Source organism: Haemophilus influenzae, from assembly GCF_019703545.1.
Classification (GTDB): domain Bacteria; phylum Pseudomonadota; class Gammaproteobacteria; order Enterobacterales; family Pasteurellaceae; genus Haemophilus; species Haemophilus influenzae_E.
In genome coordinates, this window is sequence record NZ_AP018771.1 from 1,726,577 (window position 1) to 1,742,545 (window position 15,969).

Annotated in this window: 17 protein-coding genes; 10 read left to right on the top strand and 7 right to left on the bottom strand. The window is 37.0% G+C overall.

Annotated features, from left to right (window positions below; genetic code table 11):
* The 4 genes from K6J66_RS08715 (at position 1) to K6J66_RS08730 (ending at position 2,589) form a co-directional block, all read left to right on the top strand.
* On the top strand, positions 1 to 720 hold the full coding sequence (locus K6J66_RS08715) for a lysine/arginine/ornithine ABC transporter substrate-binding protein (protein ID WP_038439993.1): 720 nt from the start codon (positions 1 to 3) through the stop codon (positions 718 to 720).
* A 3-nt stretch (positions 721 to 723) separates the two neighbouring features.
* Positions 724 to 1,389, top strand: coding sequence for an arginine ABC transporter permease ArtQ (gene artQ, locus K6J66_RS08720; RefSeq protein WP_038439994.1), 666 nt, complete (start codon positions 724 to 726; stop codon positions 1,387 to 1,389).
* Complete coding sequence (gene artM, locus K6J66_RS08725) at positions 1,389 to 2,072, top strand: arginine ABC transporter permease ArtM (RefSeq protein WP_038439995.1); 684 nt, start codon at positions 1,389 to 1,391, stop codon at positions 2,070 to 2,072. The genes artQ and artM overlap by 1 nt, the downstream gene beginning before the upstream one ends.
* A 205-nt stretch (positions 2,073 to 2,277) precedes the next feature.
* Positions 2,278 to 2,589, top strand: coding sequence for a YadA C-terminal domain-containing protein (locus K6J66_RS08730; protein ID WP_038439996.1), 312 nt, complete (start codon positions 2,278 to 2,280; stop codon positions 2,587 to 2,589).
* Positions 2,590 to 2,686: 97 nt separating this feature from the next.
* Here the strand turns inward: K6J66_RS08730 and K6J66_RS08735 are convergent, their stop codons facing one another.
* The 4 genes from K6J66_RS08735 to K6J66_RS08750 form a co-directional block, all read right to left on the bottom strand.
* Positions 2,687 to 3,199 carry an opacity family porin gene (locus K6J66_RS08735; protein ID WP_038439997.1) on the bottom strand — a complete coding sequence of 171 codons (513 nt, stop codon included), beginning with the start codon at positions 3,197 to 3,199 and terminating at the stop codon, positions 2,687 to 2,689.
* A 50-nt stretch (positions 3,200 to 3,249) separates the two neighbouring features.
* The gene (locus tag K6J66_RS08740; RefSeq protein WP_038439998.1) at positions 3,250 to 3,765 is read right to left on the bottom strand and encodes a SprT family zinc-dependent metalloprotease; all 516 of its coding nucleotides are present in this window, start codon (positions 3,763 to 3,765) and stop codon (positions 3,250 to 3,252) included.
* A gap of 294 nt (positions 3,766 to 4,059) precedes the next feature.
* Positions 4,060 to 5,214, bottom strand: a complete 1,155-nt coding sequence (gene metK, locus K6J66_RS08745) for a methionine adenosyltransferase (RefSeq protein ID WP_005627231.1) — start codon at positions 5,212 to 5,214, stop codon at positions 4,060 to 4,062.
* 84 nt (positions 5,215 to 5,298) lie between these two features.
* Entirely contained in the window at positions 5,299 to 5,880 is a 582-nt protein-coding gene (locus K6J66_RS08750) for an anthranilate synthase component II (RefSeq protein ID WP_038439999.1), read from the bottom strand.
* Between the two features lie 41 nt (positions 5,881 to 5,921).
* Here K6J66_RS08750 and K6J66_RS08755 point away from each other — a divergent pair, with 41 nt between their 5' ends.
* Both K6J66_RS08755 and K6J66_RS08760 read left to right on the top strand, forming a co-directional pair.
* Positions 5,922 to 6,908 carry an aminodeoxychorismate synthase component I gene (locus tag K6J66_RS08755; protein ID WP_038440000.1) on the top strand — a complete coding sequence of 329 codons (987 nt, stop codon included), beginning with the start codon at positions 5,922 to 5,924 and terminating at the stop codon, positions 6,906 to 6,908.
* The gene (locus K6J66_RS08760; protein WP_038440001.1) at positions 6,908 to 7,474 is read left to right on the top strand and encodes an aminotransferase class IV family protein; all 567 of its coding nucleotides are present in this window, start codon (positions 6,908 to 6,910) and stop codon (positions 7,472 to 7,474) included. The genes K6J66_RS08755 and K6J66_RS08760 overlap by 1 nt, the downstream gene beginning before the upstream one ends.
* A 39-nt stretch (positions 7,475 to 7,513) precedes the next feature.
* On the opposite strand, the gene K6J66_RS08765 is transcribed toward K6J66_RS08760, so the two are convergent.
* Entirely contained in the window at positions 7,514 to 7,858 is a 345-nt protein-coding gene (locus tag K6J66_RS08765) for a DUF496 family protein (protein ID WP_005653635.1), read from the bottom strand.
* A gap of 190 nt (positions 7,859 to 8,048) precedes the next feature.
* Between K6J66_RS08765 and serC the strand changes: the two genes are divergently transcribed.
* A complete protein-coding gene (gene serC, locus K6J66_RS08770; RefSeq protein ID WP_110442521.1) occupies positions 8,049 to 9,137 on the top strand; it encodes a 3-phosphoserine/phosphohydroxythreonine transaminase in 1,089 nt (362 codons plus the stop codon).
* Between the two features lie 89 nt (positions 9,138 to 9,226).
* Positions 9,227 to 10,327, top strand: a complete 1,101-nt coding sequence (gene hisC, locus K6J66_RS08775; protein ID WP_110442522.1) for a histidinol-phosphate transaminase — start codon at positions 9,227 to 9,229, stop codon at positions 10,325 to 10,327.
* 76 nt (positions 10,328 to 10,403) lie between these two features.
* Here hisC and grxD read toward each other — a convergent pair whose 3' ends face one another.
* Together grxD and ompA are read right to left on the bottom strand one after the other, a co-directional pair.
* Complete coding sequence (gene grxD, locus K6J66_RS08780) at positions 10,404 to 10,727, bottom strand: Grx4 family monothiol glutaredoxin (protein ID WP_005653629.1); 324 nt, start codon at positions 10,725 to 10,727, stop codon at positions 10,404 to 10,406.
* 150 nt (positions 10,728 to 10,877) lie between these two features.
* A complete protein-coding gene (gene ompA, locus K6J66_RS08785) occupies positions 10,878 to 11,945 on the bottom strand; it encodes a porin OmpA (RefSeq protein WP_110442523.1) in 1,068 nt (355 codons plus the stop codon).
* A gap of 384 nt (positions 11,946 to 12,329) precedes the next feature.
* On the opposite strand from ompA, the gene ydiJ reads away from it, so the two are divergent.
* Positions 12,330 to 15,440 (top strand): D-2-hydroxyglutarate dehydrogenase YdiJ, encoded by a 3,111-nt coding sequence (ydiJ, locus tag K6J66_RS08790; RefSeq protein WP_110442524.1) that lies wholly within the window; start codon positions 12,330 to 12,332, stop codon positions 15,438 to 15,440.
* A gap of 77 nt (positions 15,441 to 15,517) precedes the next feature.
* A complete protein-coding gene (locus K6J66_RS08795; protein ID WP_005657205.1) occupies positions 15,518 to 15,898 on the top strand; it encodes an endonuclease domain-containing protein in 381 nt (126 codons plus the stop codon).
* The last annotated feature ends 71 nt before the right edge of the window (positions 15,899 to 15,969 follow it).

Genomic DNA, 15,969 nt, shown 5'->3' on the forward strand with positions numbered 1-15,969 from the left:
ATGAAAAAAACATTATTAACTGCCATTTTATTGGGATCATCTATTGCTGTAAGCGCACAAGAACTCACTTTTGCAATGGAACCTAGCTATCCACCATTTGAAACCACAAATGCAAAAGGCGAAATTATTGGTTTTGATGTGGATGTGGCGAATGCAATTTGTCAAGAAATCCAAGCAACCTGTAAATTCAAGAGCGAAACCTTTGATTCATTAATTCCAAGTTTAAAAGCAAAACGTTTTGATGCAGCAATTTCCGCAATCGATATTACCGATGCTCGTGCAAAACAAGTGTTATTCTCTGATGCGTATTACGATAGCTCTGCAAGCTATGTTGCTCTTAAAGGCAAAGCAACCTTAGAAAGTGCAAAAAATATAGGTGTTCAAAATGGTACAACATTCCAACAATATACCGTAGCAGAAACCAAGCAATATAGTCCAAAATCCTATGCAAGTTTACAAAATGCCATTTTAGACTTAAAGAGCGGTCGGATTGACATTATTTTGGGCGATACCGCAGTGCTTTCCGATATGATTTCCAAAGAGCCAGAAATTCAATTTGTAGGCGAAAAAGTGACCAATAAAAAATATTTTGGTAATGGTTTAGGTATTGCAATGCACAAATCAAACAAAGATTTGGCTGCACAATTAAACAAAGGTTTAGCTGCAATTAAAGCAAATGGCGAATACCAAAAAATCTATGATAAATGGATGACAAAATAATTTATGTTTTCTGACTTTCTTTCTTTAATGTTTACCGCTGCTCTAATGACTTTAGGGCTTGCGGTCTGTTCATTGCTCTTAGGCTTATTTTTAAGCCTTATTTTTGCCGTGCTTGAAGCAAATCGCTTTGTTGGCAAGCCGATGACAGTATTTGTGGCATTATTACGTGGCTTACCCGAAATTATTGTTGTATTACTTGTCTATTTTGGTTCTACTGAATTAGTAGAAATGCTGACAGGAGAATACATTGAATTTGGTGCATTTGGCTGTGGCATGCTTGCGCTTTCTCTTATTTTTGCAGCTTATGCTTCACAAACATTACGCGGCGCAATTCAAGCTATTCCGAAAGGTCAATGGGAATCTGGTGCGGCGTTAGGCTTAAGCAAAAGCTATACGTTCATTCATATTGTTATGCCACAAGTATGGCGTCACGCTTTACCGGGTTTAAGCAATCAATGGCTTGTATTACTAAAAGATACGGCATTGGTTTCATTAATTGGCGTAGACGATTTGATGCGCCAAGCGGATCTGATTAATACCAATACTCATCAACCCTTCACTTGGTACGGTATTGCTGCGTTAATTTATTTGGCAGTGACATTAATTAGCCAAGTTGGTATTCGAAAATTAGAGCTGCGTTTTACTCGTTTTGAAAGGGGCATGAAATAATGTTTCAAGAATATTTAAGCGTGATCGTACAAGGGATTCCAACGAGTTTGTTGCTTACAGTCGTATCGTTGCTGATTGCCTTCTGTTTGGCATTATTTCTCACCTTTTTGCTTTCAATGGAAAACAAATGGGTAAAAAGAGCGGTTAATTTATACCTTACTTTATTCACTGGCACGCCACTGTTAGTACAGTTCTTTTTAATTTATGCAGGGCCAGGCCAATTTCAATGGATTATTGACAGCCCATTATGGTATGTCTTATCCAATGCGTGGTTCTGTGCTGCATTAGCTTTAGCACTAAACAGCGCAGCTTATTCCACCCAATTATTTCACGGTGCAGTAAAAGCCATTCATAAAGGACAATGGGAAAGTTGCGCAGCGTTAGGGTTAAGCCGATTACAGACACTCAAAATCTTAATTCCCTACGCTTTAAAACGCGCATTGCCGTCTTACAGTAACGAAATTATTTTGGTATTTAAAGGCACGGCATTAGCATCCACCATTACGATTATGGATATTATGGGTTACGCACGCCAACTCTATGGTACAGAATATGATGCACTCACAATTTACGGCATCGCGGGTGGTATCTATTTAATTATCACAGGCATTGCGACTTTATTACTACGTAAATTAGAGAAAAAAGTGTTGGCATTTGAACGTTTTGAAGTAAGCAAAGCATAAAGTGCGGTAAAATTTTTAGTGATTTTAAATCCCAATCTCCGTTGGGATTTTTTATTTTGTGATCTTGATCACATATTTTTGAAATTAAGCCATTGGAAAATGCTTATAAAACAGAGCGTCAAAATTATGCTGATTTGGCAGAATTACGTAATATTCTTTACGATTTGCCGAAAAAAAAGAGGAAGTTGCTGGGTTAAAAAGCAATATGGAACAGTTGAAAACCGCAGCTAATCCAAATCAAGCTAAGATTGACAATGCGACTAAATCTTATGAAACAGCTAAAAATAAATTAGTTTCAACTTGGAAAGGCACTGCGGGTTCGGTTTCAGTGGGGAATAAAATAAGAGGCATAACCCGCCAAATTACTGGCGTAGCTGCAGGGACTTATCGAGGACAATCTGCCGTTGCAGCTGGAGTCCGTTATACGCCTAAACCAAATATGGTAATTAGCCTTTCTGGCTCTGCTGATACCAATAACGGTGTGGGTGCTGCAACTGGGGTAAGTTTTGGGTTTTAGCGTATTGAAATAATCCCAAAATAAATAACGGTGATTGTTTTAAACGATCACCGTTAAATTAAAGTGTTTTATAAAAAAGATTTTTGTATTCTAAAAATTAGAATCCGTAACCCACACCAACTTTCGCACCATAGTTATTAACTTTGGTACTATCAAAATTACCTAAACGATTGTACTCAATCCCACCATTAGCGTACCAGTTGCCATCTAATTTATATTTCGCACCTGCTACAACACCATATCCGAGCTTAATATCAGAAGAACTTTTAAACTTTTGTTCTGCGCGATTGGTGTATTTAAATTGATTAGTCGCTACACGAGCACCAACATAAGGTTGCACTTTAGAATTCGTGTCAAAATCATATAATACTGATGCACCTAAACCTTGAATTTTTGTGCCATCAACTTTTCCATTATGAGTATAATCACCCGCAACACGTGTATTTCCTACTTTATAACCCACGGATACGCGAGGTTCAACTCTTGTATTGTTACTACCGTTTGCTTTAGTTTGAGATAAACCGATATCGCCTTCAGCATAGATATTCGCATTTGCAACAGAAGCAAAGGCAAATGCACCAACAATAACTGCTAATAAAGATTTTTTCATTGGATAACTCCTTTATTTATTGAATAAACTGAAAAAATATATCACAAAAATTATTCTTCATCATCGACAAAAACTAATTTTCCCTTACATTTTTTACACAAATATTCGATGTTTTCTTTCATTATTTTGTTATGCCGACGAATAGTTAGAAAATGGGTTTGGCAAGCACAACGATATTCAAAGGTTTTACCTTGCACATTTTTTATATCAAATTGATGGCAAGTGTCTTCGGGAAGCTTAAAAATTTCATTCATTACAAGCTGCCACTCTTTCCCGTGTGGTTTTACGCGACCAAACATTTGATACACAATCAAATGTGCAAGCTCATGTGGCACGACTTGTCGAATAAATTCATCCGTATTTTCTTGCAATAAAGTGCGGTTAAATTTTATTTCATTTTTTTGTAGGTAAGCCAAGCCTGCCTTTATGCCACGTAACTCATAATTTACCTCTGGCATTGTAAATTTTCGCTTAAAATAAGCCTCTGCAAGCAGCAAAGACTGATTCAATTTGCGTTGCACTTGCATTTTTAAATGACGAAATGGAATGAGTGATATTGATGTCATCGGTAAAAGCAAAAACCGCTAGATAAGCGGTTTTTATATGATAGAATAACCAGCGGTTGGTCAGGTACGTTATTGCCTGACTGGCGGGTCAGGCAGTAACTCAATCTCGATCAGCTTTGTTTAACAACTCTGAAAGGAGATAGCCTTATGATAAAAATCATCTTAATGATTATTATCGGGTTCTTGTTGCTGTCCTTTAGCTCCCCAGCTTGGTAGCAACCTAAACCAACTAAGGCAACAAGAAACCTTGTTGCCTTTCCAATATAAACCTTTCAAACTAAAAATTCAAGCCTATTATTTTAATCCTGCTGCAACACGTAATTCTGCTGCACGATCCACTTTTTCCCAAGGGAATTGCTCACGACCGAAATGGCCATAAGCCGCCGTTTCACGATAGATTGGTTGGATTAAATCTAACATTTTAATTAAGCCATAAGGACGTAAATCAAAAAACTCACGAACTAATGACACTAATAATTCATTTGCAACTTTTCCAGTTCCAAAGGTTTCGACCATGATAGATGTTGGATCAGCCACACCAATCGCATAAGAAAGTTGGATTTCACAACGATCTGCTAAACCAGCTGCCACAATATTTTTTGCGACATAACGTGCAGCATAAGCCGCAGAACGATCTACTTTAGATGGATCTTTTCCTGAGAATGCGCCACCACCGTGACGAGCGGCACCACCGTAAGTATCCACGATGATTTTACGGCCAGTTAAACCACAATCACCCATTGGCCCACCGATAACAAAACGACCAGTCGGGTTAATGAAGAATTTTGTTTCTTTAGAAAGCCATTCACTTGGTAATACAGGTTTGATAATTTCTTCCATCACACCTTCATGTAAATCTTTTTGGCTAACTTCTTCAGAATGTTGAGTAGAAAGCACAACCGCATCCACACCAACAATTTTATTATCTTCATATTTTAACGTAACTTGGCTTTTCGCATCTGGGCGTAACCATGCTAATTTACCGCTTTTACGCACTTCAGCTTGTTTTTCCATTAAGCGATGAGCATAAGTAATGGCTGCAGGCATTAATACATCCGTTTCATTGGTGGCATAACCAAACATAATACCTTGGTCGCCTGCGCCTTGATCTAATGGATTTTCACGATCAACGCCTTGATTAATATCTGCAGATTGTTTACCAATCGCATTAAGCACCGCACAAGAATGACCATCAAAACCCATTTCAGAATGTTCATAACCAATATCACAAATCACTTTACGGGTTAAATTCTCAATATCAACCCATGCTGATGTGGTGATTTCCCCACCCACCAATGCCATACCGGTTTTTACGTAAGTTTCACAAGCTACTCGTGCTTTTGGATCTTGTTTTAGGATTTCATCAAGTACTGCATCAGAAATTTGATCGGCAATTTTATCTGGATGCCCTTCAGAGACAGATTCAGATGTAAATAAATAGCTAGACATATTTTCTCTCTTCTTCTTTTAAATTTGGATGTATTGACGTATAGACGGCTATAATACGCATTTTTGCTTAATAAGCAAGCGGTATTATGGGTTAGTTGTGGGAGGAATCGCCAACCAATTACGCAAAATTTTCTCGCCAAAGTCTGACATATAAGATTCTGGATGAAACTGGACACTATAAATTGGCAAAGATTTATGTTGCATCGCCATCACTACATCTTCATCACAAAGTGCGGTGATTTCTAGGCAATCAGGAAAATCTTCTTCCTGTACGCCCCAAGAATGATATAGCCCGATATTAAATTCAGTTGGAAGATCAAAAAACAATGGAGAATTTGACCGCACTTTTAATGTTCGTTTCTGCCCGTGACGAACATTCTCTAAGTTATACAATGTACCACCAAAAAATTCACATAAGGTTTGATGCCCTAAACACACACCTAAAATAGATTTTTGCTGATAATATTTTTCCAACATGGAAAAAAGTTGTGGATAAGCGCATGGTATATCAGGCCCTGGCGAAATCAATATATGGCTATAATTTTCCGCTGTATTTTCTTTCAAATCTTCTACGTTTAAAACATCATAAGGCACATTTAATTTTCGAATTAAATCCACCAAGTTAAAAGTAAAAGAATCGTGATTATTAATGATGAGTAATTTCATAACAGTTCGGTATTCGTTATAATCAGGTCATTTTACGCAAAATGGCACAAAGCACAATGCAACATTTTATTGAACAGGCTAATCATTATGGCAAACAACGCACGCCATTTTTCTTTCTTATTGATTTTGAAAAAGAAAAACCCTTGATTTGTCCTCTCGAAAATTCTGCACAACAAGGCATTTATTTTGATATTTTAGGCAAAAAAAATTGCACGATTTCTCCACGGCCTCTCCCTCTTAATTTTACCAAACATCCAATGCCTTTCTCGCATTATCAACAAGGTTTTAAACTTGTTCAAAGTGAATTACAAAAAGGTAATTCTTATTTATTAAATCTCACCTACCCCACTGAAATTTCAGGTAATCTGTCACTTGAACAAATTTTTCATCAAACCAACGCACCTTATAAATTGTGGTTACAAGATCAATTCGTTTGCTTTTCACCTGAATGTTTTGTCAATATTCATGACAACAATATTTTTACCTATCCCATGAAAGGGACAATTAATGCCTCTCTGCCCGATGCAGAAAATCAGTTACTCACAAATGAAAAAGAACAACGCGAGCATTACACGATTGTTGATTTAATGCGTAATGATTTATCTATGGTGGCAGAACACATTCAAGTGAAAAAATTTCGTTATATCGATCGTATCAAAACCCAGAAAGGCGAAATACTGCAAACCAGTTCTGAAATTTACGGAAAATTGAATGAAAACTGGCAAAATCAAATTGGTGATATTTTAGAGAAACTGTTGCCTGCTGGGTCTATTAGTGGTGCACCAAAAGAAAAAACCACGCAGATTATTCAACAAGCAGAAAAACAAAAGCGCGGTTATTACACAGGAATTTTTGGCATATTTGATGGCAAAACACTACAAAGTGCGGTGGCAATTCGATTTATTTCTCAAGTAGATGAAAAATTTTATTTTCATAGTGGAGGGGGAATTACCATTCATAGCAATGTGCAAGATGAATATGAAGAATTGTTAGAAAAAGTCTATTTACCGATTGAAGGTGCGGATTAATGTATCCTCTATTTGAAACCCTTTGTATTGAAAACGGGAAAATTCAAAATATCGATTTACACCAAGTGCGATATGAACGTAGTTTGCGTGAATATTATGGTAAAAGTGCGGTGAAAATTTTTAATCTTTTTTCACTCATTCAACTTCCAACGCCTTTACAAAATCAATTAATTCGCTGCCGCATTGATTACAATGCCGAAACCACACAAATTCAATATTTTGAATACCAACGAAAAATCTACCGCACTTTTCAACCTGTAATTTGTGATGACATTGAATATAGTTTGAAATATTCAGATCGCAGTTTAATTAATACATTATTTGCTCAACGTGGTGCTTGTGATGAAATTATGATTATCAAAAATGGAAAAGTGACAGATTGTTCCATCGGTAATTTAATTTTTCGCCAAGGAAAAAAATGGTACACGCCAGACACGCCATTGCTTTTAGGCACACAACGAGAAAAATTATTACAAGAAGGGAAAATTCAAGAACGCACAATATTCCAAGAAGATATTGTCAATTTTGATGAAATTAAAATCATTAACGCAATGAATAGCTTATAAAAAATAAGCCGACTGATTCAGTCGGCTCTAGTTATCCTATTATTTTTCAGCATTTTTCAATAATTCTGCGTGTGCTTTTTTCTGTTCTTTCATTTTCGTACTCGCTTCACGGCGTTGCTTAGAAAGTTCAGCATTGCGAATTGTGTAATCATCCACACGGCTTTCATAATCATCACGCATACTTTCAATAATTCCGCGTACTTCTGCAATAGTCATATCATCACGAATATATTGATTTAAATTATCCAATAACAATATGCGTTTTTGGTTATCGCGAATCTTACGATTATTGTCTTCCATATCTCGTTTAATTCTATTTTTTAAACGATACATACGCACGTATTCCAACACATCTTGAAAAGATTGTTTATTCACAATTTCCATAACAACTCCCTTTAAAATAAATAAAATGACTGTGCCGTAATTTAGCTTTTTTTTAATCAATCGTCAAAATTTACCCTCTATTTTATGAATGATAGAAAGAATTTTTTTGATTTCAGTAAAAAGCATTGATTATCGATTTTTGTAGTGATAAAAAAGACACCATTATTTTCATAAAAAGCAAGGAAATACAATGTCACAAGTCTTTAATTTTAGCGCAGGTCCTGCGATGATTTTCCCAGAAGTGTTGCAAAAAGCACAAAATGAACTTACAAACTGGCTCAATCAAGGTGTGTCCGTAATGGAAGTAAGCCATCGAGGAAAGTATTTTATGGAACTCGTTACCCAAGCGGAAAAAGATCTACGTGAGGTTTACAATATTCCTGATAACTATCGTGTACTTTTCTTACAAGGTGGTGCTCGCGGTCAATTTGCCGCGATTCCGATGAACTTAATCGGTAAAAAAGGCAAAGCCCTTTATTTAAATAGTGGGCATTGGTCAGCTACAGCAGCAAAAGAAGCAAGAAATTTTGCAGAAATTGATGAAATCACTATCGTAGAAAATGGCGAACAGACTCGAATTACCGATCTTGATTTTAGCCATATCGCTGATCAATATGGCTACGTTCATTATTGCCCGAATGAAACCATCAGTGGTGTGGAGATTTTTGATGTACCAAATGTGGGCAATGCCGTATTGGTCGCGGATATGTCTTCAAATATTCTTTCACGTCAAATTGATATCAGTAAATTTGGGGTAATTTATGCAGGTGCGCAAAAAAATCTTGGCCCAGCGGGCATTACGTTAGTCATTATTCGTGATGATTTAATCGGTAACGCGCGTAAAGAAACCCCATCCATTTGGAATTATGCAACTCAACGTGATGCAGATTCAATGATCAACACCCCCCCAACTTTTGCTTGGTATTTATGTTCCCTCGTCTTTAAACATCTTAAAGAAATAGGTGGCTTAGAAGTAATCGCAAAACGTAATGTGCTAAAAGCACAAACTCTTTATAATTATATTGATTCGAGCAAACTTTACCGCAATGTGGTAGCAAAAGAAAACCGCTCAACAATGAATGTGACTTTCATCACTGGCAATGCTGAATTAGATGCAAAATTTGTCGCAGAGTCTACTGCTGCAGGCTTACAAGCCTTGAAAGGACACAAAGTTTTAGGTGGAATGCGTGCATCTATTTATAACGCAATGTCGCAAGATGGTGTTGAAGCACTGATTACATTTATGAAAAAATTTGAAGCTGAAAATCTTCCTCAATAGTTAAAGAACATTTTCAATGGGCATATTTACCACGCCCAAATTTATTTGAAAATTCATACTAACCCATATCAATATTTACAAATAACACTATGCAGTACATCAACATTGCCAATTGTGGCGTAAAATCCTTATCCCCTTATCAAGCAGGCAAACCCATTGAAGAATTAGAACGAGAACTTGGCATTTCCAATATCGTTAAACTTGCCTCAAACGAGAACCCATTTGGTTTTCCAGAAAGTGCAAAAAAAGCAATTTTTGAACAATTAGATAAACTAACTCGTTATCCTGATGCCAATGGCTTTGAACTAAAACAAACTATCGCAAACAAATTTGGCGTTCAACCAAATCAAATTACGCTCGGAAATGGCTCAAATGATTTATTAGAACTTTTTGCTCACACTTTCGCAGCAGAAGGCGATGAAATCATTTATTCACAATATGCCTTTATTGTTTATCCTTTAGTAACTAAAGCGATTAATGCAATTGCAAAAGAAATTCCAGCTAAAAATTGGGGGCATAATTTACAAGGATTTTTGACCGCACTTTCTGATAAAACAAAGCTCGTTTACATTGCTAATCCCAATAATCCAACGGGTAATTTTTTAACTTCACAAGAAATTGAAGATTTTTTAGCAGAAGTCCCTCAAAATGTAATCGTGGTATTAGATGAAGCCTACACGGAATTTACCAAAGCTGAAGAACGAGTAAACTCTTTCAGTTTATTAAAAAAATATTCAAATTTAATTATTTCACGCTCTCTTTCTAAAGCCTATGGCTTGGCAGGCTTACGCATTGGTTATGCGGTATCTAATCCTGAAATCGCGGATTTATTAAATCGAGTTAGACAACCATTTAATTGTAATTCTTTGGCATTAACCGCTGCTGTTGCCGTAATGAATGATGATGAATTTGTTGAAAAAGTCGCTGAAAATAATCGAGTAGAAATGCGACGTTATGAAGACTTTTGTCAAAAAAATCAATTGGACTATATTCCCTCCAAAGGAAATTTTATAACCATTGATTTCAAACAACCTGCCGCTTCGATTTATGATGCGTTGTTACGAGAAGGTGTAATTGTTCGCCCAATTGCTGGTTATGGTATGCCAAATCATTTACGCATAAGTATTGGTTTACCTGAAGAAAACGATAAATTTTTTACCGCACTTTCTAAGGTATTAAAGTTTGCTTAATCTATTATTTAATAATGAAAGGTAAATTTATTATATAAAAAACCCGCTTATTGCGGGTTTTATTTTTCCACTGTGATTAAGCGTGCTTTGCTGCCACTTCAGCTAATAAAGTTTGCAATTCGCCTGCTTGATACATTTCTAAAATAATATCACAACCACCAATTAATTCTCCCTCAACCCATAATTGTGGGAAAGTTGGCCAATTTGCATATGTTGGTAATTCAGCGCGAATATCTGGATGTTGCAAAATATCCACATAACCAAAAGGCACTTTGCAGTGCATTAATGCCTCAGATGCACGAGCAGAAAAACCACAAGATGGTAATTTTGGCGAACCTTTCATATAAATAAGAATGGGATTTTCACTAATTTGCTTTTTGATTTTGTCTAAGGTTTCCATAATGTTCCCTATAAATAAACGAGGTAAGCATTTTATCACAAGTTAAAACTTGATTGAAATGCTTGGTTTTATATTCATTTAAAACAAAAGGCCTAAACCGAAGTTTAAGCCTTTTGCTGTATTTAATCTTTCGTTAAACAAATACTAAAATTATTTAGTACCGTTTACCGCGATTTCTACACGACGGTCTGGAGCAAGACAAGCGATAAGCGCTTTACGACCTTTAACTTGGTCACAAGTTGCGCCAGTTACTGGGTTTGCTTTACCGTAGCCAGTTGCAGAGATTGCGTCTGCTGCAACACCTTTAGCAACAAAGTAGTTAGCTACTGAATCTGCACGTTCTTGAGAAAGTTTTACGTTGAACGCATCAGAACCAATACGGTCAGTGTAACCAGCAACAGCTACTTTTGCACTTTTAACTTGTGACATTTCGCCATAGATGCTGTCTAATGTTGCTTGTGCTTGAGGTTTTAAGTTTGCTTTACCAAATGCGAAAGTTACATCAGAGTTTAAGCTGAAAGTTTTGCTTACAACTTCAGGTGCTGCTACAACTGGCGCTTCGCCTTGACCAAAACGGTAAGAAATACCCGCATTGATAGAACCAATCCAAGGGTTGTAGTTAAGTGCACTATTTGGTTTATCTTGAGGGCGGTATTTACCTACGCGAGTTAGCCATTGGTATTCTAAACGAACTGCTAATTCTGGTAATACTGCGTATTCTGCACCTACTGCAAATAAACCAGAGGCACGTGCTCTGTGATGTTCGCCTAGGTTTTCAAAAGTACTACTACTACTATTTTTATCGTATAATTTATAGTCAGAACGAACTAAAGCAACACCTGCTTTACCATAAACATCTAAACCTTCTAACACTTCATAGCTACCTTTTAAGCTTAAATGTGCACCGTGGTTAGTGTGTTTAGCAACAGTTCTACCTTTTTCACGACCTTTAGCACGACCGAAATCGTCGTAACCTAATTCAACCGCTAAACCTAAGTTATTTTGATTTAAAATTTGATAACCACCGAATACACCATAAGTGAAAGAATTACGGTGATAACCTGCATTATTTTCACGAGCTAGAGCACGAAGTCCATCGTGAAAAGATGCTTGACCAGCTTTAACGCCAGCGTAGAAAGTGTTTTCTTGTGGAGCTGCTTGAGCTACTGAAGCCGCTGCTAAACCAGCAACTACTAATGCGATTGCAGTTTTTTTCATTTTGATGTCCTCTATTTAGTGATCGAATAGTAATAAAAAAGTGTCCTTGTTTATACTGAACTTTTAATTAAAGCTACATTCTAAACAGTCACTTAACTAGGGTTTTGAATTTGCCCTACTTTATTACCTTTTGACAAATTCAATTCCTTTGCTTATGTTTACCCCAAAGGAACGTTCAAAAGTGCACTTATTATCCTATAAAAATTGAAAAGATCAAATTCTTTTGAGTGTTTTGACTATTATTTAATCAAACAACATCATTTTCTTGACTAAATTCACTCCATAAAATGCCTCCCCAAAACGCTTAAAATCTAATTCGACATTGTTCGCACCTTAAGATATTATCAAGAACCTGCCGTTTTACCTTCAAATGAGTTAAATACTATGTTGCCAAATCTAAATCGCATTCCTCAAGTTGAACAATATGTACTTGATTATCTTGATGATCTTGATGATCTTGATGATCTTGATGATCTTCAATGCCAACATTTTGAGGGGGATATTGCAACAAATTATTCGGATAGATTAAGTCTGGCTACGGATAACAGCGTTTACCAACAACTTCCACAAGCGATTCTTTTTCCGAAAAATGTTGCTGATATAGTGCGTATAACCAAATTGGCAAATTTACCAAAATATCAATCAATCAGCTTTACGCCTCGCGGTGGAGGCACTGGCACAAATGGGCAATCCATCAATAACAATATAATAGTGGATCTTTCTCGTCATATGACTGCCATTTTAGAACTCAATGTAAAAGAACGTTGGGTTAAAGTACAAGCAGGCGTTGTAAAAGATCAACTTAATCAATTTTTAAAACCACATGGTTTATTCTTTGCTCCAGAGTTATCCACCAGCAATCGAGCGACTTTAGGCGGAATGATTAACACAGATGCCTCGGGGCAAGGTTCATTGCAATACGGTAAAACCTCTAATCATGTTTTGGCATTACGTGCAGTCTTAATAAATGGCGAAATTTTAGATACAAGTGCGGTCAATTCTGTTGATGTTTTAGAAAACATTGATGCGCTTAAATTAAGTGAGAGTAGCAAAAGACTCCATCAAACAATCGCGCAACACTGTAAAGAAAAAAGAGCGGCTATCATTAAAGATTTGCCACAACTTAACCGTTTTTTAACGGGTTACGATCTGAAAAATGTCTTTAATGAAGATGAAAGTGAATTTAATCTCACGAGAATTCTCACTGGTTCTGAAGGTTCTCTCGCATTTATTTGCGAAGCCAAACTCAATCTTCTGCCAATTCCGCAGTATCGCACGCTCATCAATATTAAATATCGTTCTTTTGATGCGGCATTACGCAATGCACCCTTTATGGTAAAAGCCAATGCGCTTTCTGTGGAAACCGTTGATTCCAAAGTCTTAAACCTCGCCAAACAAGATATTATTTGGCACTCTGTGAATGAACTTCTTACAGAAGATGAAAAAGATCCAATCCTCGGATTAAATATTGTGGAATTTGCTGGTAATAATAAAGAAAAAATAGACCGCCAAGTCACCGCACTTTGTCGCTCACTTGATGAAAAAATCGAACACAACCAAGATCACATTATTGGCTATCAAGTTTGTTCTGATTTACCTTCTATTGAACGTATTTATGCAATGCGAAAAAAAGCCGTGGGCTTACTTGGTAATGCAAAAGGTGCTGCCAAACCGATTCCTTTCGTGGAAGATACTTGTGTCCCCCCAGAAAATCTTGCGGATTACATCAGTGAATTTCGCGCTTTATTAGACCAGCACAATTTACAATACGGCATGTTTGGGCACGTGGATGCTGGTGTGTTACACGTTCGCCCTGCGCTTGATTTATGCGATAAAGAACAAGTGAAATTATTCAAACAAATTTCAGATGAAGTGGCAGAACTTACGATTAAATATGGTGGATTACTTTGGGGAGAACATGGAAAAGGCGTGCGTTCCCATTACGGCGAAAAATTCTTTACCCCAGAACTCTGGCACGAACTTCGTTATATCAAAACCTTATTCGATCCGAACAATCGCTTAAATCCTGGCAAAATCTGTACACCTTTGGATTCCAAAGAGGAACTTTATTCTATTCTTTCGCCGATGCGAGCTGATAAGGATCGCCAAATTCCTATCCAAGTGCGTGATGAATTTAAGGGTGCGATGAACTGCAATGGAAACGGCTTATGTTTCAATTTTGATGAACACAGCATTATGTGCCCATCGATGAAAGTCAGTAAAAACCGTGTATTTTCGCCGAAAGGTCGTGCAGCCATGGTTCGAGAATGGCTTCGATTGATGGCGAATGAAAATGTTTCGTCCGAACAATTAGACTTCCGTAAAACAGAAATAAAACTAACCGCACTTGTAAAAAGACTAAGCAATACAGTTCAAAAATGGCGAGGCGACTATGATTTTTCTCACGAAGTGAAAGCTGCAATGGACACTTGCCTTGCTTGTAAAGCCTGTGCGAGCCAATGCCCGATTAAAATCGATGTACCAAGTTTCCGTGCGAAATTCTTTCATTTTTATCATAGCCGCTACTTACGCCCCGCAAAAGATCACATTGTAGCAAATTTAGAAATCGCAGCGCCTTATATGGCAAAACAGGCAAAATTCTTTAATTATTTTACCAAGCTAAAAGTCACGCAAACATTAGTGGAAAAAACGCTAGGCATGACCGATTTGCCCTTGCTTTCTGAACCCAATTTGCAACAACAACTGGTGGAAATTCATTATCAAGGCAAATCCTTGGAAGAATTGGAAGACCTAAGTGCGGTAGAAAAAAACGATATTTTATTTATTGTGCAAGATCCTTACACATCTTACTATGATGCGAAAGTGGTACGCGATTTTGTTATGCTTACGCAGGAATTAGGCTTTACACCAATTCTGTTGCCATTTAAACCAAACGGCAAAGCAATGCACATTAAAGGTTTCTTAAAACGCTTTAGCAAAACAGCAAAAACCCAAGCCGAGTTTTTAAATCGAATGGCAAAATTAGGCATTCCGCTTGTGGGCGTTGATCCAGCCATCGTGCTATCTTATCGAGACGAATACAAAGAAGCACTACAAGAAAAACGGGGCGACTTTCACGTTCTCACCGCACACGAATGGTTAAAACAAAGATTACAAAATGCGGATTTACAAGAGAAGTTAAAAAACATCGCCAAAACTGACCGCACTTTCGATTGGTATTTATTCCCGCATTGTACGGAATCTACTTTTATGCCGAACAGTCCAAAAGAATGGCAAGAAATTTTTGGAAGATTTGGACAACAACTTAATGTAGAAAAAGTAGGATGTTGCGGTATGGCTGGTGTATTTGGACATGAAGTGCAAAATCAAAAAATGAGCCGAGAAATCTACGATGTATCGTGGCATAAAAAACTACATGGAAAAGATCCGCACTTTTGTTTAGCAACTGGTTATTCTTGCCGCAGTCAGGTAAAACGTTATGAACATGTGGTGTTAAAACACCCTGTTCAAGCCTTACTTGAGATATTTAAATAAAGAATGATAACTTGCCTTCCCCTGCTTGCGGGGGAAGGTGCCCGAAGGGCGGAAGGGGGATATAGGGATATAGGGATATGCGAAATAAAAATAAACGATTAGCCCAATATGCTACAGAATTAAGACATAATATGACAGATGCAGAGTATGCACTATGGTACCATTTGAGAAATAAACTCTTTTGTGGTATCCGTTTTAATAGACAGGTTATTATTGGTCATTACATTGTGGATTTTTGCAGTAGAAAATTAAAACTTGTTATTGAATTAGATGGCATTCAGCACGTAGAACAAGAACAATATGATTTAGAAAGAACAAAATTCTTAACAGCACAAGGCTATAAAGTTATTCGGTTTTGGAATGATGAAGTACTAAAAGACATAGATAATGTACTTGAGGCAATTTATGTTGAAATTGAGCATTTATCCCCCCTCAGCCTTCGGCAGCTCCCCCCATAAATGGGTGGAGCCAAGATTAGAAGTTATAAAATAAATAATGATAACTTACCTTCCCCTGCTTATTAGAGGTT